Raw genomic sequence first — 20,550 nt, 5'->3', positions numbered from 1 at the left:
GCCGGCTCACGCGTCCCAGAGCGCCCCGAGGGACAGCAGGTCGCCCCGGTACTCGATGCGGTCCGCCCAGTCGGCGGGCCAGGCGTCGGCCCCGAGGTGCGCGCCCGCGAAGGCGCCCGCCAGACATGCGATGGAGTCGGAGTCGCCGGAGGTGCAGGCGGCGCGGCGCAGTGCGGTGAGCGGCTCGTCGACGAAGAGGAGGAAGCACAGCAGCCCGGCGGCCATGGCCTCCTCCGCGATCCAGCCCTCACCGACGGCCAGGCACGGGTCGGTCTCGGGCGAGGCGGTGCGCACCGCCTCCTGGAGCCGGTCGAGCATCGCCAGGCACTCGTCCCAGCCGCGTGCGACGAAGTGCTCGGGCGTCGGGTCCTGGGCGCGGCTCCACAGGTCGCCGAGCCAGCGCTCGTGGTAGCGGGTGCGGTTGTCGTAGGCGTACGAGCGCAGCAGCCCGACCAGGCCGGTCGGTTCGGCGCCCTCGGCGAGCAGCCGTACGGCGTGCGCGGTGAGGTCGGAGGCGGCGAGCGCGGTGGGGTGCCCGTGGGTGAGCGCGGACTGCAACTGGGCGGCGCCCGCGCGCTGTTCGTCGCTGAGGCCGGGCACGAGCCCGACCGGTGCGACGCGCATGTTGGCGCCGCAGCCCTTGGAGTGGACCTGGGAGGCGTCCTGCCAGGGGCGGTCCGTGCGCTCCAGGAGGCCGCAGGCCCTGAGGCAGGTGTTGCCCGGGGCCCGGTTGTTCTCGGGCGAGCGGTTCCAGGAGACGAACTCCTGCCGTACGGGTTCCGTCATCGCCTCGGGCGCGAGGACTCCCCGGTTCATGGCCGTCCGCAGTCCCTTCCCCAGGGCCAGCGTCATCTGGGTGTCGTCGGTGACGATCGCGGGCCGGGGCAGTTCCATCTCCCGCCAGGGGCCGCACTTGGCGAGGATCGAGGGGACGTCGTTGAACTCGGTGGGGAAGCCCAGCGCGTCGCCGAGGGCGAGGCCGGTGAGCGCTCCGGTGGCGGCGCGCTTGGTACCGGTGGTCGTGGTCATGCGGGGCGTCCTTCCCGGGGGGTGCGGAGCAGGGGCGGGTGCAGGGTGGTGGCGGGGCCGGCGCGGTAGAGGGCGGCGGGCTTGCCGCGGCCGCCGGTGAGGCGGGCGGCGCCGGGGACCGCCTCGACGAAGCCCGGTGTGGCGAGGACCTTGCGGCGGAAGTTGGGCCGGTCCAGGGCGGTGCCCCACACCGTCTCGTAGACCTGTTGCAGCTCGCCGAGGGTGAACTCCCGGGGGCAGAAGGCGGTGGCCAGGCAGGTGTACTCCAGCTTGGCGCCGACCCGGTCCCGGGCGTCGGCCAGGATCCGGTCGTGGTCGAAGGCGAGGCCCGGGGCCTGGTCGTACGGCACCCAGCGGGCCTCGGCCGCGTCACCGCCGCCGTGCGGTTCGGGAGGGTCGGGCAGCAGGGCGGCGAAGGCCACGGACACCACCCGCATGCGGGGGTCGCGGCCGGGCTCGCTGTAGGTCCGCAACTGCTCCAGGTGCAGTCCGCTCACGTCCGCCAGGCCGGTCTCTTCGGCCAGTTCCCGGCGGGCGGCCGTCTCCGCCGACTCCTCGGGGAGCAGGAAGCCGCCGGGCAGGGCCCAGCGGCCCGCGTACGGCTCCTGGCCGCGCTCGACGAGCAGCACGTGCAGCGCGCCCGTGCGCAGCGTGAGGACCGCGAGGTCGACGGTGACGGCGAAGGGCTCGAAAGCGTGCTTGTCGTAGCCGTGCACGCGCACCCACCCCCTTTAATAGTCACTGCGACTATAAAGAGGGCGGGTGCGGGAAACAACCCCTGTGATCCTTAGAGGTCGACCTCCTGCATCAGCATCCCGACCTCCGTGTTGGACAGGCGGCGCAGCCAGCCCGACTTCTGGTCGCCCAGCGTGATCGGGCCGAAGGCGGTGCGCACCAGCTTGTCGACGGGGAAGCCCGCCTCCGCCAGCATCCGGCGGACGATGTGCTTGCGGCCCTCGTGCAGGGTGACCTCGACCAGGTAGTTCTTGCCGGTCTGCTCGACGACCCGGAAGTGGTCCGCCCGCGCGTACCCGTCCTCCAACTGGATGCCGTCCTTGAGGCGCTTGCCGAGGTCCCGCGGGATCGGGCCCACGATGTGCGCGAGGTAGGTCTTCTTCACGCCGTACCGGGGGTGGGTCAGGCGGTGGGCCAGCTCACCGTGGTTGGTGAGCAGGATGACGCCCTCGGTCTCGGTGTCGAGCCGGCCCACGTGGAAGAGGCGGGTCTCGCGGTTGGTGACGTAGTCGCCGAGGCACTGGCGGCCCTCCGGGTCCTCCATGGTGGAGACGACACCGGCGGGCTTGTTGAGCGAGAAGAACTGGTACGACTGCGTGGCGACGGTCAGGCCGTCGACCTTGACCTCGTCCTTCTCCGGGTCGACGCGGCGGCCCTGCTCCAGCACGATCTCGCCGTTGATCTCGACGCGCGCCTGCTCGATCAGCTCCTCGCAGGCGCGCCGGGAGCCGTACCCCGCGCGTGCGAGGACCTTCTGCAGCCGCTCGCCCTCCTGCTCGGCGCCCGGGAAGGTCTTGGGCAGCTTGACGTCCTTCTTGCCCGCGTACCGCTCGCGGTTGCGCTCCTCGGCCCGCGTCTCGTACTCGCGGGACGTGGCGGGGGCGCTGCGGCCGCGCTGCTGGGGGCGCTTCGGGCCGCCCTTGGCGCCGCCGCGGGCCGCGCTGCCCCGGCCCGACTTGGGGCCGTCCTTGGTGGCGCCGGGGCCCACGTCGTAACGCCGCTCCTCCGGGCGCGGCTTCCTGGGACGGCCGCCCTGCTTGTCGTCGCGGTTGTTGCCGGCGCCGCGGTAGTTGCCGCGGCCCCCGCCACTGCCGCCGCGGCCGCCGCTGTTGCCACCACGGCTCCCGCCGTTGTTTCCGCTGCTGTTCCTGCCGCTGCTGCTTCGCATCAAAATTCCGTCTTGTCGTCTGCGTCCTCGGAAGAATCCGGGGCGTCCGGATCGAACGACGGGACCCCTTCCAGCGTCTCTGCCTCGATCGCCTCCGCCTCCGGGAGGAAGGGCGCGAGCTCCGGGAGCTCGTCCAGGCCGCGCAGGCCCATCCGCTCCAGGAAGTAGTTCGTCGTCACGTACAGGATCGCACCTGTTTCGGGTTCCGTGCCCGCCTCCTCGACCAGACCCCGCTGCAGGAGGGTGCGCATGACACCGTCGCAGTTCACGCCGCGCACGGCGGAGACCCGGCTGCGGCTGACCGGCTGCCGGTAGGCGACGACCGCGAGGGTCTCCAGGGCGGCCTGGGTGAGGCGGGCGTGCTGGCCGTCCAGGACGAAGCCCTCGACGGCCGCGGCGTACTCGGTCCGGCTGTAGAAGCGCCAGCCGCCCGCGACCAGGCGCAGCTCGAAGCCGCGGCCCTGGACGGCGTACTCGTCGGCCAGCTCGCGCAGGGCGTCCGCGATCAGTCGCCGGGGCCGCTGCAGTATCTTGGCGAGCCGTTCCTCGGTCGCGGGCTCGTCGACGACCATGAGGACGGCTTCGAGCGCGGGCTTGAGGTCGAGTCCGGCGACTCCGTCCGGTCCGTCCGGAGCCTCGGTGGTTGCTCCGCTCACGTCTTCTGTTCCTCCTTCGGCGCCTCGGGCGGCCGGTCGAACTCGTCGGTCACCACCGGCTGGGCGTCCCCGTCGCCGCCGGTCCAGCGCACCAGGAGGTCGTCGAGCGCGGTCTCCTGGTCCAGCTCGACGGCCTTCTCCCGGTACAGCTCCAGCAGGGCCAGGAAGCGGGCGACGACGGTGAGGGTGTCCCCGGTGTCCTGGACCAGCACCCGGAAGCTGGCCTCTCCCAGCTCCTTGAGGCGGGCGACGACGATCCCGGCCTGTTCCTGCACGCTGACCAGGGGCGCGTGGATGTGCTCGACGTACACCTGCGGCTTGGGCCTGGGCTGCATCGCCTTCACGGCGAGCCGGGCGAAGCCCTCGGGGCCGATGCTGATGACGACCTCGGGCAGCAGCTCGGCGTGGTGCGGCTCCAGGCCGACGGTACGGGGGTGGCGGCGGGCCTCGGCCTCCAGCCGCTCGTTGAAGATCTCCGCGATCTGCTTGTACGCGCGGTACTGGAGCAGCCGCGCGAAGAGCAGGTCGCGGGCTTCGAGCAGGGCGAGGTCGGCCTCGTCCTCGACCTCGGCGGCGGGCAGCAGCCGGGCCGCCTTCAGATCGAGCAGCGTGGCCGCGACCACCAGGAACTCGGTGGTCTGGTCGAGGTCCCAGTCCGGCCCCATTGCCCGGATGTGCGCCATGAACTCGTCGGTCACCTTCGACAGCGCGACCTCGGTGACGTCCATCTTGTGCTTGGAGATCAACTGGAGGAGCAGGTCGAACGGCCCCTCGAAGTTGGCGAGCCGCACCTTGAAGACACCGTCACCGGCGTCGTCGGGGGCGTCCTGCGAGGACTCCCGGGCCACGTCGGCGCGGTGCCGCCCGGAGCCCTCGTCACCGCCGCCGCCCGCGGGCTCCCCGTCCGCGGGCTCCCCCTCCGCGGGGGACGCGCCGTCAGCGGCTTGCGCCGCCGCGTGCTCCGCCCCGACGGCCGCCGGGGCCGGTCGACCGGCCCGCCCGTGCACCTCATGGTCCCCGCCGCCAGGAGCGTGCCCCGGCCCGGAGTGCTGGTCCGGGGCGGGCACGGTGTCGGAGGGACCGCCCGCCCAGGGACGCCGGCCGGCGGGCACGGTGGCCGCCCGGCCGTGCGCGTCCGAGCCGTACGCGGTCGCCACCGGCACCTCCGCCTCCGCTGCCGTACCGGTTGCGGTGTCCGCAGACCCCGCCTCCGCTGCCGTACCGGTGGCGGTGTCCGTCGGCTCCGCCTCCGAGGGCAGTCCGGCACCGGTGGAACCCGGTGCCGCTCCAAGCGCCCGGGACGCCTCCGTGTCCGCCCTCCCGAGGCCCCGCTCGTCCACATCCGCGGGCGCAACCGGACGACCCTCTACCGGACCTCCACGGTCCGCGGCAGGCACTCCACCGGGCCCGGGAGTCCCTCCGGTCGGAACGGCGACCGGTCGGCCCCGCTCGTCCACGCCCGCCGTCACCGCCCGGCGGCCCTCCACCGGATCCCCGCGCTCCGCGGCCGACGGTGCGCCGGTCGGGGGGTTCGGGCCGTCACCGGGGTTCCGCTCGGCGGGCCGCGCCTCGGTGGCCCCGGACGGGCTCGTGCCCTGGGGCGTGGCCCCGGGGAGCCGGGGGTCTGCCGGCACCCCCGGGCCCCTGCCCAGCGCGCGCCGGCGGCCGGTGCGGGGGCCGCGGTCGGGGCGGGGGGCGTCGTTCGAGGTCATGGCCCCGCAGGCTACCGCTACCGCCCGCGCAGCCGTCGTACGAGGATGCTGGCGTCCCCGCGGGTCTCCAGGTCGGCGAGGACGACGGCGACCGCCTCGCGGACGATGCGGCCGCGGTCGACGGCCAGGCCGTGCTCGCCCCGGAGCACCAGGCGGGCGTGCTCGAGGTCCATCAGTTCCTCGGCGGAGACGTACACGGTGATCTTCTCGTCGTGGCGCTCACGCCCGCTGGGGCGTCGCGCCGCGGCCCTGCCTCGCTTGCGGGGCCGGTCGGCACCGGAGGCGGCAGAACCTTCCTGCGTGCCCGTGCCCGCCATGGAGCCCCGCGCGGAGCGCTCCGTGCCCCGGGTGCGCGACTCGCCCGCCGAGCCCGGTTCCGCGTCCGCCGCGGCGTGCTCCGTGCCCTCGCCGTCACCGCCCTGCGCGGGCACCGACTGCGGTGCGTCCTCGGCGGCCGCCGGACCGCTCTCCCCCGCCGGGCCCGGCACCCGGGCCTCGCCGCCCGCCGGTCGCCGCGGGGTGGACGCCTGGAGCGCCGTTCCCCCTGTCGTACGGAAGAGTTCGTCGGCCCCCGGCAGACTCACTCGGCGTGACACCGGGCGAGCACCTCCCTGGCGAGCTGGCGGTAGGCGGCGGCACCGACGGAGTTGGACGCGTACGTGGTGATCGGCTCACCGGCGACCGTGGTCTCCGGGAAGCGGACCGTGCGCCCGATGACCGTGTGGTAGACGTGGTCGTCGAACGCCTCGACGACCCGCGCGAGCACCTCACGGCTGTGCACCGTGCGCGAGTCGTACATCGTGGCGAGGATGCCGTCGAGCTCCAGGTCGGGGTTGAGCCGCTCCTGGACCTTCTCGATCGTCTCGGTCAGCAGCGCCACACCGCGCAGCGCGAAGAACTCGCACTCCAGCGGCACGATCACCTTGTGCGCCGCGGTGAGCGCGTTGACCGTGAGCAGGCCGAGCGAGGGCTGGCAGTCGATCACGATGTAGTCGTAGTCGTCCATCAGCGGCTTCAGCGCCCGCTGGAGGGTGGACTCGCGCGCGACCTCGCTCACCAGTTGCACCTCGGCCGCCGACAGGTCGATGTTGCTGGGCAGCAGGTCCATGTTGGGGACCGCGGTCTTCAGCAGCACCTCGTCGGCCGCCATGCCCCGCTCCATGAGCAGGTTGTAGACGGTGAGGTCGAGCTCCATCGGGTTGACGCCGAGTCCGACCGACAGCGCGCCCTGCGGGTCGAAGTCGACGAGCAGCACCCGGCGCCCGTACTCGGCGAGCGCGGCACCCAGGTTGATGGTCGACGTGGTCTTGCCCACGCCGCCCTTCTGGTTGCACATCGCGATGATCTTCGCGGGGCCGTGATCGGTCAGCGGGCCCGGGATCGGGAAGTACGGCAGCGGGCGTCCGGTCGGACCGATGCGCTCGCGGCGCTGCCGGGCCGCGTCGGGCGCGAGCGTGGCGGCGTACTCGGGATCCGGCTCGTACTCCGCGTCGGGGTCGTAGAAGTGCCCCTCGGGCAGTTCGTCGTAGTCGGCGAAGTGGTTGCGTGGCGCGCCACTTCCGTCGCCGGCCCTGGCGTTCACGTGTTGGCCATCCATACTCATGTGTGCTGTCCGCGTTGCCTGCGGACTGTGGTGGTCGGCTGCGGAGGTGCGTACAGCTACGGAGCCGACGGCCTCGAGACGCCCGGGACCGCTGGTCCGTGCCGGCGTTCCTGGTTGACCACCCCCGGGAGTAAATGTCGACTCATTCACAAGTCGTCTTACCTCCTTGGTGACCAGGTAACTTCTAGACAGGTCAGCGTGGCACCATGCCGACGTTCGGCGACTCTATGGCGTGTCGGCCGTCCGCAGCAACACAATCCGCCGGACCCGGCCCGATGTGTCGGCAATGAAACATCCCTCTGTCAAGGGCGTACGGCCGTCGCACAGCAGGTTTCACCGGTGCGCGAATCGGTTGAAGCGTTGCGTTCGAGGCGAGTTGACCGAGAATCGCAAAGTGACCATACACACACCCGGCCGGACCTTGTCGGGCAAGGTCCGGCCGGGTGTGAGCGGTTGACGACGACTGTTGACGTATCGCCTTTTCCGGTCGCCTACTTGGCCGGCGGCTCAGGCCAGCAGCGCGGCCGGCTCGACGTACTCCAGGCCGTGGGCCTCGGCCACCTCCTTGTAAACGACCTTGCCGTCATGGGTGTTGAGGCCCTTGGCCAGCGCCGGGTCGCGGCGCAGCGCCTCGCGCCAGCCGCGGTCGGCCAGCTCCACGATGTACGGCAGCGTGGCGTTGGTGAGCGCGTAGGTGGAGGTGTTGGGCACCGCGCCGGGCATGTTGGCGACGCAGTAGAAGACCGAGTTGTGGACCGGGAAGGTCGGCTCGGCGTGGGTGGTCGGGCGGGAGTCCTCGAAGCAGCCGCCCTGGTCGATCGCGATGTCGACAAGGACACTTCCGGGCTTCATGCGGGACACCAGCTCGTTGCTGACCAGCTTCGGGGCCTTGGCGCCCGGGATCAGCACGGCACCGATCACGAGGTCGGCCTCCAGGCAGGCCTTCTCCAGTTCGAAGGCGTTGGAGACGACGGTCTGGATCTTCGTGCCGAAGATCCTGTCGGCTTCCTTGAGCTTGGTGATGTCCTTGTCGAGCAGGGTGACGTGGAAGCCCAGGCCGATGGCGATCTGCGCCGCGTTCCATCCGGAGACACCGCCGCCGATGACGACGGCACGGCCCGCGAGCACACCGGGGACACCGCCCGGCAGCACACCGCGGCCGCCGTTGGCCGCCATCAGGTGATAGGCGCCGACCTGGGGGGCCAGCCGGCCCGCAACCTCGGACATGGGGGCCAGCAGCGGCAGCGCGCGGCCGGGCAGCTCGACCGTCTCGTAGGCGATGGCGGTGGTGCCGGACTCGACGAGGGCGTCCGTGCACTCCTTGGAGGCGGCCAGGTGCAGGTAGGTGAAGAGCGTCTGGTCCTTGCGCAGCCGGTGGTACTCCTCCGCGATCGGCTCCTTGACCTTGAGGACCAGGTCCGCGGCGGCCCAGACCTCGTCCGCGGTGTCGAGTATCCGCGCGCCCGCGGCGACGTACTCGCTGTCGGGGATCGAGGAGCCGACGCCGGCGTCGTGCTCGACGACGACCTGGTGACCGTGGCGCACCAGCTCGTGCACGCCGGCGGGGGTGATGGCCACCCGGAACTCGTTGTTCTTGACCTCGCGGGGGATGCCGACCTTCACGTGGATCACGGTCCTTGGCTCAGAGGATGGGCTATTGCAAGGCATACCCGCTCAAGTGCGGGCACACCGGGAGAGACCGCAGGAGAACGTGCGGCAGAGCCAGTCTAATGAAGGCGTTCCCTGTGTCTAGCCTTTCAAAGCATCAATCTTCAGTCGATGCGCCAAGAGTTTCGCAGGCTTCTGCGGGGTCTTCCCTCAGCATGCGCTCGGCCGCGCTCCGCTGGAGTCCGGCGGCGACGGGGTCGCCGAGCCGGTCGAGGGTGTCGGCGAGCCGGAGGTGCAGGGCGGCCTGGAGCCGTTCGTCCTCGGCCCGGCGGGCCCACTCCACGGCCTCCTGGCAGGTGTGCAGCGACTCCTCGGGGCGCCCGGCGTACTCCTGGACCCGGGCCAGCTCCGACAGCGCCCGCGCCTGCGCGGCCACGTCGCCGCTCCTGCGGTACCCCGCGACGGCCGCCCGCCAGGCCCGTACCGCCTCGCCGTAGCGACCGGCGTAGGTGTGGGCGGTGGCGATGCGGCCGTAGACCCGGGCGGCGTCGGCGCGCTCGTTGCGGGCGAGGCGCTGGGCGAGGGCCCGGCCGAACCAGTCGGCGGCCCGGTCGTAGTCCCCGAGCTCCAGGTGGGCGCCGCCCACGGATTCCATCGCGCGGCCGGTCGCGTACGGGTCGTCGGCCTCGCGTCCGGCGTCCAGCGCGGCCCGGTAGCGCACCAGGGCCTCGGCGGTGCGGCCGGTGCGGGCGTCCAGGTCGGCCAGGTTCAGCAGGGCCGCGGCCTTCTCCCGGGGCAGCTCGCGGCGCTCGGCCACGTCGAGGACGAGGCGGTGGACGCCGTACAGGTCGGGGGCGGCGGCCTGGGTGCCGAAGTGGGCGACCATGGCCCGCACCAGTTGGGACATCAGCCGGCGCGCCAGGGTGTCCAGCTCGCCGTCGGCGACCGCGAGGCGGGCCGCGGCCAGCAGCGCGGGACGCCGCGCGCGCAGCCAGTCGGCGGCGGCCCTCGGGTGCGGGAACCGCAGGTCGCGCGGTGTGGCGAGGAGTTTCTCGCGGGCCTGCGGGCTGTCGGTCTCGGTGACCGCCCGGCAGGACTGGAGCAGCCGTACCGTCCGCTCCAGCATGCGGGCCCGGGCCAGTTGGAGCTCGCCGGGCCGGTCGTGCCTGCGGGCGAGGCGGCTCAGCCGGTCGTGGAGGCATCCGGGGACCTCGTACGCGGGCAGCGGCGAGTCGACGGCGTGCAGCAGGCCGAGGGCGACGAAGTCGTCCAGGACGGTGCGGGCGCCGCTCACCGAGCAGCCGGCGAGCGCCGAGGCGGTGTGCGGGTCGGCCAGGCCCGCCGGGGCGAGGGAGAGCAGCCGCAGCATCCGGGCCGCGGTGGCGGGCAGCGAGGCGTAGACGAGGCGGAAGACACGGTCGAGCGCACCCCCCTCGTCGCTCTCCGCGTGGAGCTGCTTGGCGAGGTCGGCGACGGCCGCCTGGGGACGGGCCGCGAGCCAGCCGCCGGCCAGGGTCAGGGCGGCGGGCTGGGCCTGGCACAGCTCGACCAGGTGCTCGGCGGCCCGGGGGTCGACGGTGATGCGTACGGACCCGGTGTGGCGGGCCAGCAGTTCCAGGGCCGACTTGGTGTCCAGGCCGCCCAGGGTGCACGGACGGACGTCCGCGATGCCGGTCAGCGGGCCCTCGGACACGGCGACGGCCAGGCAGTCCGGGGTGTCCGGCAGCAGGGCGTCGACCTGTTCGGCGTCGCCGACGCAGTCGAGCAGGAGCAGGGCCCTGCGGTCGGCGAGCGCCGCGCGCAGGGCCTCGGTGAGGTCGTCCTCGTCGGCCCCGGGCGGTGCGGTGCGGTCCAGCTCGGTGAGCAGGTCCCGGGCGAGCCGCTCGACCGGGACGCGGGTGCCGTCCGGCTCGCTCAGCCGGGCCCGCAGCACGCCGTCGGGGTAGTGGTCCGCGACCCGCGCGGCCAGTTCCTCGGCGAGCGCGGTGCGCCCCGAGCCGGGGCGGCCCGCGATGAGCAGCACGCGCGCGCGGGGGGCCTTGCGGCCGGAGAGGGTGTCGAGACCGGCGCGCTCGATGTCGGCGCGCAACTCCTTCAGCTCCCGGGTGCGGCCCAGGAACCCGCCATCCTCAGCAGGGTCCTGGGACAGCCGTACGCCGTCCGTGTCCACCGCCTGATCCGTCACGGGCCACACTCCCGATCCCACCGCACGCCGGTGCCCGCCGGAAGCCCGGTTCGGGCGTTTCCGAGCCTAGTTCACGCCCTGCGGCGTTCCCGGCGGAGCGCGGCGGACAGATCCCCTGATCGGATCAACCGATGGTCACACCGGACGGGGGCGTGGCCCCCTGCCGCCCCCGGCCACCGTCCGGCCCCTCGGACGGCTACGCCTCGAAGGGCCGGGCCGGCCACGGCGCCCCGGCCGGGCGGAGGGCGTCGAGGCCGTCGCCCCGTTCCGCCGCGACCAGCGAGAGGACGCCCACGACCAGGCAGTTGTTGTGCAGCTCCCCCGCGAGCACCCCCCGCACCAGGTCCTCCACCGGCACCCGGGCCAGCTCCATGTCGGCCTCCTCGTCCTCGGTCTCGAAGCGCTCGCCGGCGACCTCGGACAGACCCCGGGCGAGGAAGATCCGTACGGCCTCGTCGCAGCCGCCGGGCGTGGTGTAGACGTCGGTCAGCACCCGCCAGTCCTCGGCCTTGACGTGCGCCTCCTCGTACAGCTCGCGCTGGGCGGCGTGCAGCGGGTTCTCCCCGGGGACGTCGAGCAGCCCGGCCGGGATCTCCCACAGCTTCTCCCGCACGGGGTGCCGGTACTGCCTGATGACCAGTACCCGGCCCTCGCCGTCCAGTGCGAGGACGGCCACCGAGCCGGGGTGGACCTGGTAGTCGCGGGAGACCACGGAGCCGTCGGGCATGACCACGTCGTCCGTGCGGACCGAGGTCTTCTTGCCCCGGAAGGGAGTCTGGCTGCCCCGGATCTCCCACTCCTCCGGAGTGTCCTTGATCGTGCTGCCCGTCATCGGTGACCTGACCTTTCAGACGTACGCGAAAGCCGGGGCCCGCACCGTCGGGTGCGCGCCCCGGCCACCGTACAACTGGTGTGTTACTTCGACGTCTTCCGCTCGACCGCGGCCTTGACCAGCCCGGCGAAGAGCGGGTGCGGGCGCGTCGGGCGCGAGCGCAGCTCCGGGTGGGCCTGGGTGGCGACCAGGTAGGGGTGGACGTCGCGCGGGTACTCGACGTACTCGACGAGCTTGCCGTCCGGGGAGGTGCCCGAGAAGACGATGCCGGCCTTCTTCTCCAGCTCCGCGCGGTAGGCGTTGTTCACCTCGTAGCGGTGGCGGTGCCGCTCCTCGACATACTCCTTGCCGTCGTAGACCTCGCGCACGATCGAGCCCTCGGCCAGCTTCGCCGGGTACATGCCGAGCCGCATCGTGCCGCCCAGGTCACCGTCACCGGCCACGATGTCGAGCTGCTCGGCCATGGTGGAGATGACCGGGTGGGCGGTGGCCGGGTCGAACTCGGTGGAGTTGGCGTCGCCGATGTCCGCCAGGTTGCGCGCGGCCTCGACCACGATGCACTGCAGGCCCAGGCAGAGGCCGAGCAGCGGGATCCTGTTCTCGCGGGCGTACTTGATCGCGCCGACCTTGCCGGTCACGCCGCGCTCGCCGAAGCCGCCCGGGATGCAGATCGCGTCGACGTCGCCGAGCTGCGCCTCGGCGCCCGCCGGGGTCTTGCAGTCGTCGGACGTGACCCACTTGATCTTGACGCGGGCCCGGTTGGCGAAGCCGCCCGCGCGCAGCGCCTCGGTGACCGAGAGGTAGGCGTCGGGCAGGTCGATGTACTTGCCGACCAGCGCCATGGTGATCTCGTGCTGCGGCTTGTGCACGCGCTCGAGCAGGTCGTCCCAGGTCGTCCAGTCCACGTCGCGGAACGGCAGGTCGAGCTTGCGCACGACGTAGGCGTCCAGGCCCTCGGTGTGGACGACCTTCGGGATGTCGTAGATGGAGCGGGCGTCGGGGCAGGCCACGACGGCGGCCTCGTCGACGTCGCACATCAGCGAGATCTTGCGCTTGATCGCGGTGGGGACCTCGCGGTCGCAGCGCAGCACGATGGCGTCCGGCTGGATACCGATGTTGCGCAGGGCGGCGACGCTGTGCTGGGTGGGCTTGGTCTTCAGCTCGCCCGAGGGACCGATGTAGGGCAGGAGCGAGATGTGCACGACGAAGACGTTGTCGCGGCCGACCTCGTGCCGGACCTGGCGGACGGTCTCCAGGAAGGGCAGCGACTCGATGTCGCCGACGGTGCCGCCGACCTCGGTGATCACGACGTCCACCTCGTCCGTCGCCATGCGGCGGATGCGGTGCTTGATCTCGTTGGTGATGTGCGGGATGACCTGCACGGTGTCGCCCAGGTACTCGCCGCGCCGCTCCTTGGCGATCACGGCCGAGTAGACCTGCCCCGTGGTGACGTTGGCGGTGCCGTCCAGGTCACGGTCGAGGAAGCGCTCGTAGTGCCCGATGTCCAGGTCGGTCTCGGCGCCGTCGTTGGTGACGAAGACCTCACCGTGCTGGAAGGGGTTCATCGTGCCGGGGTCGACGTTCAGGTACGGGTCGAGCTTCTGCATCACGACGCGCAGGCCCCGGGCCTTGAGCAGCATGCCGAGGCTGGAGGCGGTCAGCCCCTTGCCCAGCGAGGAGGCGACACCCCCGGTGACGAAGATGTGCTTGGTCGTCGAAGATTTGGGCGGCATGGCCAAGAGGGGGCTCCCGTGGTCGCGGTCTGGGGTGCGGTGCGTTCGTCCTCCGCCCCGGCCGTACCGGGAGTCGTCGGCGGCGCCGTCGCTGCGGTTCCGGGGTTCTTCTCCCACCGGTCCACGGGCTACCAGCGTATCAGCGCCTCGGGGCGATGGCTTCCGGCCACTCTCCGCGCACACCCGGACACGCAGCAGGGAACGTCACCGCTTCCTCACCCCCTGGTCACTCGTTCGGCGGACCCGGCTTGCCCGGAGCGGCACACAGATCATCTACGTGCGTCGTATCCTGCTCGGACGTTCGCTGCCGAGCCAGCCCGGCGACACGGCACCACCCCTCGCCCGTCGGCGCCGGAACAACGAGAGCTCGTCAGTTCGTTGAGCAACAATTGTCGTGTGCGGCACCGCGTTTGGCTTCACGGTCGAACGGCTGCTTTGCTTCATGGCTCAACGACGCATGACATACATCCCTGACCCCACCCTTGACCTGACCCCACCCTTGACCGCACTAGCGACCGCCCCCACGCGGGGTGACGTGGCCGTTCGACTGGAGTTGCACGTGGCCGGGCGCATCGAAGACTACGCACTCATCGGAGACATGCAGACCGCTGCCCTGGTCTGCCGGGACGGCACAGTCGACTGGCTGTGCCTGCCCCGCTTCGACTCGCATGCCATCTTCGCCGGCCTCCTGGGCACAGGGGAGCACGGTTTCTGGCGGCTCGGTCCCGCCTACGCCCCCGGTGCCGAACCGCCCACCGCGGCCCGGCGGACCTACCGCGGCGACTCGCTGATCCTGGAGTCCGAGTGGGACACCCCGCGCGGCACCGTGCGAGTGATCGATTTCATGCCGCCGCGTGACGGCGCCCCGCAGCTCATCCGGATCGTGGAGGGCGTCTCCGGCCGGGTGCCGATGCGCTCGGAGCTGCGGATGCGGTTCAGCTACGGCCGGGTCGTGCCCTGGGTGCACAAGCAGCAGGGCCGCACGGTGGCCGTCGCGGGCCCGGACTCGGTGTGGTTCGACACGGAGGCGGAGACCTACGGCAAGGCGCTGACCACGTACGCGGACTTCACGGTGGCGCCGGGTGACCGGATCGCGTTCACCATCTCGTGGGAGCCCTCGCACAAGGAACCGCCGGCGCTGCCGGAGCCCGAGCAGTCGCTGGTGGCCACCGAGGACTTCTGGCACGAGTGGGTCGAGCACTGTACGTACCACGGCCCCTACCGGGAGGCGGTGGTGCGCTCCCTGATCACGCTCAAGGCCCTGACGTACGCCCCCACCGGCGGCATCGTCGCCGCGCCCACCACCTCCCTGCCGGAGGACATCGGCGGCGTCCGCAACTGGGACTACCGCTACACCTGGCTGCGCGACGCCGCGATCACCCTGTCCTCGCTGCTGCGCACCGGATACCGCGAGGAGGCCCGCGCCTGGCGCGAGTGGCTGCTGCGCGCGGTCGCGGGCGACCCCGAGAACCTGCAGATCATGTACGGCATCGCCGGTGAGCGCGAGCTGGGCGAGGCGGAGCTGGACTGGCTGCCCGGCTACGAGAACTCCACCCCGGTCCGGGTCGGCAACGGCGCGGCCCACCAGCTCCAGCTCGACGTCTACGGCGAGGTGACCGAGGCCCTGCACCTCGGGCACATGACGGGCCTGGCCCGCAGCGACTACGCCTCGGTCCTCCAGCTCAAGCTGATCCGCTACCTGGAGGACCACTGGAACGAGCCGGACGAGGGCATCTGGGAGGTGCGCGGCCCGCGCCGCCACTTCGTGCACTCCAAGGTGATGGCCTGGGTCGCCGTCGACCGCACCATCAAGCTGATCGAGTCCGGCGACGCGGACGGCCCCCTGGAGCGCTGGAAGCAACTGCGCGACGACATCCACCGGGACGTGTGCGAGAAGGGCTACGACAAGGAACGCAACACGTTCACCCAGTCCTACGGGTCCCAGGCGCTGGACGCCTCCCTCCTGCTGATCCCGCAGATGGGTTTCCTGCCGCCGGACGACAAGCGGGTCATCGGCACCATCGAGGCCATCCAGCGGGAGCTGTCCACCTCGGACGGTTTCATCCTGCGCTACCCGACCGACGGCCAGGACGAGGGCGTCGACGGCCTGCCGGGCGACGAGGGCGCCTTCCTGGCCTGCTCGTTCTGGATGGCCGACGACCTGGCGATGATCGGCCGGGTGGACGAGGCCAGGAAGCTCTTCGAGAAGCTGCTGTCCCTGCGCAACGACCTCGGTCTCCTGGCCGAGGAGTGGGACCCCCGCCTCCAGCGCCAGGTGGGCAACTTCCCGCAGGCCTTCAGCCACGTGCCGCTGATCGACACCGCCCTCCGGCTGACGGCGAGCGGGGCGTACGGGGGCTGAGGGGCCCGCACCCCGGCGGTCGGCCGCGGGGCGGGGCACGTGGATGTCCCGGCGGGGGTCCCGCCGGGTAGCGTCCGGCCCATGGACAGCGGCACGAACAGCGGATTCGACACCCAGGGCGCCGGGATCACGGTACGGCGGGCGCTGGAGCTGCCCGGGCTGCGCAGTGGTCTGCCGGAGGTCCTCTCGGGCGCCGACCGCCTGCACCGCACGGTGCGCTGGGTGCACGCCGGTGAGGTGCCCAACATCGCCTCGCTCCTCAAGGGCGGCGAACTGCTGCTGACCACGGGGTACGGCCTGGGCACCCGCCCCGCCGAGCAGCGGGCGTTCGTGCGCACGCTGGCCGAGCGGGGCATCGCCGCCCTCGTCGTGGAGCTGGGGCCGCGTTTCGCCCGGCTGCCGGCGGCGCTGGTCGACACGGCCCGGGCGGCCGGGCTGCCCCTGGTCCAACTGCACCGCGAGGTGCCGTTCGTGACGGTCACCGAGGAGATCCACACCGAGATCGTCAACGGCCACTACGCGCTGCTCCAGCGGGCCGAGGAGGTGCACCGCCGCTGTACCGGGGCCCTGCTGGGCGGCGGCGGGGTGCCCCAGGTCCTCGGCATCCTGGCCGACTTCGGCGACAACCCGGTCTTCCTGGAGACACCCGACGGCCGCCTGCTGTACGCCGCCGGTTCCGGCCCCGAGGGCGCCGACCCGCTCCAGGTGTGGGAGGGGCTGCGGGGCCCGCACAAGGAGGCGCCGCCCCCGGCGGGCTCGGTCCTGGTGGACGTGCCGGGCGGCGGGCCCGGTGCCGGGTCGGTCCGGGCCCGGCTGGTGCTGCTGCCGGTCCGGGCCCCGCTCGCGCCGGTGCACCGGATGGCGGCGGAACGGGCGGCCGGCATCCTCGCCGTGGTGCTGATGCAGGCCCGGCAGGAGGAGGAGCTGGCGGCACGCGGGCGCGGCGACTTCCTCACCGACCTCGCCGAGGGCCGGATCACCGCGGCGGACGCCCCGGCGCAGGCCCGCGTCCTGGGCTTCAAGCCGGGCGCCGGGCCACTGCTCCCCGTCGTGATGCGGCTCGGCGACGCCCTGTCCCCGGCGGGCGGCGGCTGGGCGGTGCTGGCGCGCGCGGTCGCCGAGGAGCTGGCCTCGGTGGGGGTTCCGGTCCTGCTGGGCGTACGGCCGGTCGAGGGCCGGGTCCCGCTGCTGCTGGGGCTGCGCTCGGAGTCGGAGCGGACGGCGATCGCGGACCGGGTCGCGGCGGCGCTGCGGGCGGGCGTGGAGCGGGCCGGGATGCGACGGCCGGGGGCTCAGCCGCCGGTCGTGGTGGTCGGGGTGTCCGGCGGCTGGGCGGCGGCGTCGGCGGGACTGCGCCACGCGGCGGAGACGGCGACCGCGGCGCAGGGCCTCACCGACCGGCCCTGGTACGACGCCCGGCGCCTGGACATCGACCTGCTGCTGTGGCGGCTGCGCGACCATCCGGACCTCGCGGCGTTCGTGGACCGGGCGATCGGTCCGCTGCGCGACCACGACGACCGCTCGAAACCGCCCCTGCTGCCCACCCTCCAGACGTACTTGGCCCACGCGGGCCGCAAGGCGGAGACGGCACGCGAGCTGCACCTGAACCGGCAGACGCTCTACAACAGGCTCGCCCGCATCGGGGAGTTGCTGGGCACCGACCTCGACGACCCGCAGACCGTACTGGCGTTGAGCCTGGCCCTGCGCGCCCGCCGGCACGTCCCGTAGCGGCGCCGCCTGGGGACGGGTGCCTAGAGCAACGGCGTGGGCTGCGTCAACTCGTCGTAGATGCTGAGGACCTGGGCCACGGTCTCGTCCTCGGTCGGCCAGGTGGCCGCCTGCCGTGCCCCGCGCTCCCGCAGCTCGTCCCGCCGCGCGGAGTCGCCGAGCAGGCGGACCACGGCGCCGGCCAGCGCCACCGCGTCGCCGGGCGGCACGCGTTCGGCCGCGTCGCCGACCAGCTCGGGGATGCCGCCGACGTCACTGGCGACGAGCGGCACGCGCGCGTGGAGGGCCTCCTGGGCGAGGACGGAGCGCCCCGGCTCCCGGCGGCTCGGGAGCAGCGCGAGGTCGGCCGCCGCCAGCAGGTCGGGCACGTCGTCGCGGCTGCCGATGAGCACCACCGGCAGCCCTTCGCCCTCGATCCGCGCCTGCAACTCCCCGCGCAGCGGCCCCTCCCCGGCGACGACGACCAGCGGCGCCGGGTCGAGGCGGCGCCACACGCGGGCGGCGTCGAGCAGGACGTCGTATCCCCGGTGCCGGTCGAGGGAGCCGACCGCGATCAGCAACGGGCGGTCGACGGCACCGAGTTCGGCGCGGACCTTGGGGCGCAGCCGGTCGGGGTCCTCGGGTCCGGGCGGCACACCCGGCCGGGCGGGGAGCGCGACGGGGCCGAGCCGGGCGTCGCGCGCGCCCGTCCGCCGCGCCCCGTCGACCAGTTCCGAGGTGGCGCCGAGCACCACGGTGGCGGCCTTCATCACCCGCCGCTCCAGTACGCGCAGCAGGTGGGACCGGGCCCCCTCGGCGTGCACCCGGTCGTGCCAGGTGACGACGAGCGGTGTGCGCACCCGCCGTCCGCCGAGGGCCAGCGCGGCGCGGAAGGAGGCGTGCAGTCCGTGGGCGTGCACCAGGTCGGCGTCCGCGCACACCGTCCGCAGCGCGGCGACGGAGACGGGGTCGCTGCTGCGCGGCACGGGCACGTGGTCGGCTCCGGCGCCCGTGAAGTCGTAGGTGTGCTCCGCATCGGAGGGGGCGCACACCGTCACCTTCACGCCCCGTGCGACGAGCCCCGCGGCCAGTGAGCGCACGTGCGCGCTGCTGCCGGCGTTGCCGCCGCCCAGCACCTGCACGGTGCGCAGTGGCGACTGGCCGTGCGGTGAGTGGCTGCTCACGGGGGTCACCTGGCCGGGGCTCCTGGGGTCGGCGGGGGACGGTCACGAAGAACGTACAGAAGGATGGTGCGGACGGCGCGCGCCGCGCTCGCTCCGGTACGCCGCTCCGTCAAGGATGCCAGGCCGTACGGGTGTTCCGGGAACGACGGCCGCCGGGACCGGACCGACGGGGTGACAACGCCGGGGAACCGCCTCCCCCGTGCGGGTGAATCCGACGCCTGCGCCCCGGGCGGGCCGGGGCGTACGCCGGGAAGGGCGGCACGACCGTGCCCGTGGCGGCACGGTCGTGCCTACTGGTCCGCCCGGGCCGTCTCCAGGAGTTCCTCCGCGTGGGCGCGGGCGGTCTCGGAGTCCTCCTGCCCGGCGAGCATCCGGGAAAGCTCCCTGACCCGGTCCTCGCCCTCGAGGACCTTCACGCCGGAGCGCGTCACCGAGCCGTCGTCGGTCTTCTCCACCAGCAGTTGCCGGTCGGCGAACGCGGCCACCTGCGGCAGGTGGGTGACGACGACGACCTGGGCGTTCCTCGCCAGCCGGGCGAGCCGCCGGCCGATCTCCACCGCCGCCTTGCCGCCGACCCCGGCGTCGACCTCGTCGAAGAGGTACGTCGGCACCGGGTCGGTGCCCGCGAAGACGACCTCCACGGCCAGCATCACGCGCGACAGCTCGCCGCCGGACGCGCCCTTGGCGATCGGCCGCGGGGGCGCGCCGGGGTGCGGGGCGAGCAGCAGCTCCACCTCGTCGGCGCCCGACGGTCCGTAGGCCACCGCGCGCCCGCCGACTTCGACGCCCTGCGGGTCCTCGGTCTGACGGATCTCGAACGACACGCGCGCGTGGGGCATGGCCAGCGACGCCAGCTCGGCGGTGACCGCGGCGGCGAACCGTTCGGCGGCCTCGGTACGCGCGTCGGTCAGCGCCTGGGCGAGCCCGCCCAGCTCCGCCCGCAGCGCGTCCCGTTCGGCGGTCAGCTCGCCGATCCGCTCGTCGTCGCCGTCCAGCTCGGCCAGCCGGGCGGCGCCCTGCTCGGCCCAGCTCAGCACGGCGGCGATGTCCTCGCCGTACTTCCGGGTGAGCCCGGTCAGCGCGGCCCGGCGCTCCTCGACCGCCGCCAGCCGCAGCGGGTCGGCGTCGAGGTCGTCGGCGTACCCGGCGAGTTCCCCGGCCACGTCGCGCAGCAGGATGCCGACCTCGCCGATCCGCTCGGCGAGCGCGGCCAGCGCCGGGTCGTGGGACCGTACGGCGTCCAGGGCCCGCTGCGCGCCCGCGACCAGTGTCGCGCCGTCCACGCCCTCGGGGTCCTCCGGGTTGCCCGCGAGCGCGGCGTGGGCGGCCGTGGCGGCCGACGCGAGCGCCTCGGCGTGCCCGAGCCGCTCCGCCTCCTCCGCCAGCTCCACGTCCTCGCCGGCGCGCGGCTCGACCGCGGCGATCTCGTCGAGGCCGTAGCGCAGCAGGTCGGCCTCCTGGGCGCGTTCCCGCGCGCGCGTGGTGATCTCGTCCAGCTCGGTGACGACGGCACGCAGCCGCCGGTACGCCTCGGCGTACTTGGCGAGCGGCCCGGCGACCGCGTCGCCCGCGTACCGGTCGAGGGCCTGCCGCTGCCGGGCCGGCTTGAGCAGCCCCTGCTGGTCGGTCTGCCCGTGCACCGCCACCAGCTCGTCGGCCAGCTCGGCGAGCATCCCCACCGGCACCGACCGCCCGCCCAGATGCGCGCGCGAGCGCCCTTCGGCGGAAACGGTACGGCTGATCAGCAGCGCCCCGTCGTCCAACTCGGCCCCGGCCTCCTCGGCGCGCACGGCCGCCGCGGCGTCGTCGGGCACGGCGATGCGCCCCTCGACGACCGCGCTCTTCGCCCCGATCCGCACGAGCGCCGCGTCCGCGCGCCCGCCCAGGAGCAGGCCCAGGCTGGTGACCACCATCGTCTTGCCGGCACCCGTCTCACCGGTGACAGCGGTGAACCCGGGCGACAGCTCGACCACGGCGTCGTCGATGACTCCGAGCGACCGTATCCGCATCTCCTCAAGCACGGACACGACCATACG

Annotated in this window: 15 protein-coding genes; 2 read left to right on the top strand and 13 right to left on the bottom strand. The window is 73.3% G+C overall.

The window, feature by feature from the left end; all coding sequences use genetic code 11:
• Nucleotides 1–6: 6 nt before the first annotated feature.
• From IG88_RS0114900 to IG88_RS0114850, 11 genes are all read right to left on the bottom strand, one after another.
• On the bottom strand, nt 7–1,029 hold the full coding sequence (locus IG88_RS0114900) for an ADP-ribosylglycohydrolase family protein (protein ID WP_031040243.1): 1,023 nt from the start codon (nt 1,027–1,029) through the stop codon (nt 7–9).
• Nucleotides 1,026–1,745 carry an NUDIX hydrolase gene (locus tag IG88_RS0114895; RefSeq protein ID WP_031040238.1) on the bottom strand — a complete coding sequence of 240 codons (720 nt, stop codon included), beginning with the start codon at nt 1,743–1,745 and terminating at the stop codon, nt 1,026–1,028. Before IG88_RS0114895 ends, IG88_RS0114900 begins: the two co-directional genes overlap by 4 nt.
• 71 nt (nt 1,746–1,816) lie before the next feature.
• Nucleotides 1,817–2,932, bottom strand: coding sequence for a pseudouridine synthase (locus tag IG88_RS0114890; RefSeq protein ID WP_031040235.1), 1,116 nt, complete (start codon nt 2,930–2,932; stop codon nt 1,817–1,819).
• Complete coding sequence (gene scpB, locus IG88_RS0114885) at nt 2,932–3,588, bottom strand: SMC-Scp complex subunit ScpB (protein ID WP_031040231.1); 657 nt, start codon at nt 3,586–3,588, stop codon at nt 2,932–2,934. The genes IG88_RS0114890 and scpB overlap by 1 nt, the downstream gene beginning before the upstream one ends.
• Nucleotides 3,585–4,745: a segregation and condensation protein A gene (locus IG88_RS0114880; protein WP_234332151.1), complete on the bottom strand. Its 1,161-nt coding sequence runs from the start codon at nt 4,743–4,745 to the stop codon at nt 3,585–3,587. The genes scpB and IG88_RS0114880 overlap by 4 nt, the downstream gene beginning before the upstream one ends.
• Nucleotides 4,746–5,317: 572 nt before the next feature.
• On the bottom strand, nt 5,318–5,896 hold the full coding sequence (locus tag IG88_RS0114875) for a hypothetical protein (RefSeq protein ID WP_063760618.1): 579 nt from the start codon (nt 5,894–5,896) through the stop codon (nt 5,318–5,320).
• Complete coding sequence (locus tag IG88_RS0114870; protein WP_007447978.1) at nt 5,881–6,903, bottom strand: ParA family protein; 1,023 nt, start codon at nt 6,901–6,903, stop codon at nt 5,881–5,883. The genes IG88_RS0114875 and IG88_RS0114870 overlap by 16 nt, the downstream gene beginning before the upstream one ends.
• Nucleotides 6,904–7,410: 507 nt before the next feature.
• Nucleotides 7,411–8,535: an alanine dehydrogenase gene (ald, locus tag IG88_RS0114865; RefSeq protein ID WP_037835952.1), complete on the bottom strand. Its 1,125-nt coding sequence runs from the start codon at nt 8,533–8,535 to the stop codon at nt 7,411–7,413.
• Between the two features lie 133 nt (nt 8,536–8,668).
• Nucleotides 8,669–10,696, bottom strand: coding sequence for a tetratricopeptide repeat protein (locus IG88_RS0114860; RefSeq protein ID WP_037835950.1), 2,028 nt, complete (start codon nt 10,694–10,696; stop codon nt 8,669–8,671).
• A 196-nt stretch (nt 10,697–10,892) separates the two neighbouring features.
• Nucleotides 10,893–11,528 carry an NUDIX domain-containing protein gene (locus IG88_RS0114855; protein WP_031040214.1) on the bottom strand — a complete coding sequence of 212 codons (636 nt, stop codon included), beginning with the start codon at nt 11,526–11,528 and terminating at the stop codon, nt 10,893–10,895.
• Between the two features lie 83 nt (nt 11,529–11,611).
• Nucleotides 11,612–13,261, bottom strand: a complete 1,650-nt coding sequence (locus IG88_RS0114850; protein ID WP_031040211.1) for a CTP synthase — start codon at nt 13,259–13,261, stop codon at nt 11,612–11,614.
• Between the two features lie 559 nt (nt 13,262–13,820).
• Here IG88_RS0114850 and IG88_RS0114845 point away from each other — a divergent pair.
• Together IG88_RS0114845 and IG88_RS0114840 are read left to right on the top strand one after the other, a co-directional pair.
• Nucleotides 13,821–15,623: a glycoside hydrolase family 15 protein gene (locus IG88_RS0114845; protein WP_031040208.1), complete on the top strand. Its 1,803-nt coding sequence runs from the start codon at nt 13,821–13,823 to the stop codon at nt 15,621–15,623.
• 81 nt (nt 15,624–15,704) lie between these two features.
• Nucleotides 15,705–17,351 (top strand): PucR family transcriptional regulator, encoded by a 1,647-nt coding sequence (locus IG88_RS0114840; protein WP_031040204.1) that lies wholly within the window; start codon nt 15,705–15,707, stop codon nt 17,349–17,351.
• A gap of 23 nt (nt 17,352–17,374) precedes the next feature.
• Here IG88_RS0114840 and IG88_RS0114835 read toward each other — a convergent pair whose 3' ends face one another.
• Together IG88_RS0114835 and recN are read right to left on the bottom strand one after the other, a co-directional pair.
• On the bottom strand, nt 17,375–18,523 hold the full coding sequence (locus IG88_RS0114835; RefSeq protein ID WP_031040202.1) for a glycosyltransferase family 4 protein: 1,149 nt from the start codon (nt 18,521–18,523) through the stop codon (nt 17,375–17,377).
• A 281-nt stretch (nt 18,524–18,804) separates the two neighbouring features.
• Complete coding sequence (gene recN, locus IG88_RS0114830; RefSeq protein WP_031040199.1) at nt 18,805–20,547, bottom strand: DNA repair protein RecN; 1,743 nt, start codon at nt 20,545–20,547, stop codon at nt 18,805–18,807.
• Between the last annotated feature and the right edge of the window lie 3 nt (nt 20,548–20,550).

Origin of the sequence: Streptomyces sp. NRRL F-5650 (genome assembly GCF_000721365.1) — a bacterium.
GTDB classification, from domain to species: Bacteria; Actinomycetota; Actinomycetes; order Streptomycetales; family Streptomycetaceae; genus Streptomyces; species Streptomyces ardesiacus.
The sequence above is the reverse complement of the archived record's forward strand: the minus strand, read 5'-3'. Positions and strand labels throughout refer to the sequence as shown.

Coding starts and splice junctions, on each gene's coding strand:
- IG88_RS0114855 (WP_031040214.1), bottom strand. CDS start 11,528: ATGACGGGCAGCACGATCAAGGACACTCCGGAGGAGTGGGAGATCCGG.
- IG88_RS0114850 (WP_031040211.1), bottom strand. CDS start 13,261: ATGCCGCCCAAATCTTCGACGACCAAGCACATCTTCGTCACCGGGGGT.
- recN (WP_031040199.1), bottom strand. CDS start 20,547: ATGGTCGTGTCCGTGCTTGAGGAGATGCGGATACGGTCGCTCGGAGTC.
- IG88_RS0114900 (WP_031040243.1), bottom strand. CDS start 1,029: ATGACCACGACCACCGGTACCAAGCGCGCCGCCACCGGAGCGCTCACC.
- IG88_RS0114840 (WP_031040204.1), top strand. CDS start 15,705: ATGGACAGCGGCACGAACAGCGGATTCGACACCCAGGGCGCCGGGATC.
- IG88_RS0114890 (WP_031040235.1), bottom strand. CDS start 2,932: ATGCGAAGCAGCAGCGGCAGGAACAGCAGCGGAAACAACGGCGGGAGC.
- IG88_RS0114870 (WP_007447978.1), bottom strand. CDS start 6,903: ATGAGTATGGATGGCCAACACGTGAACGCCAGGGCCGGCGACGGAAGT.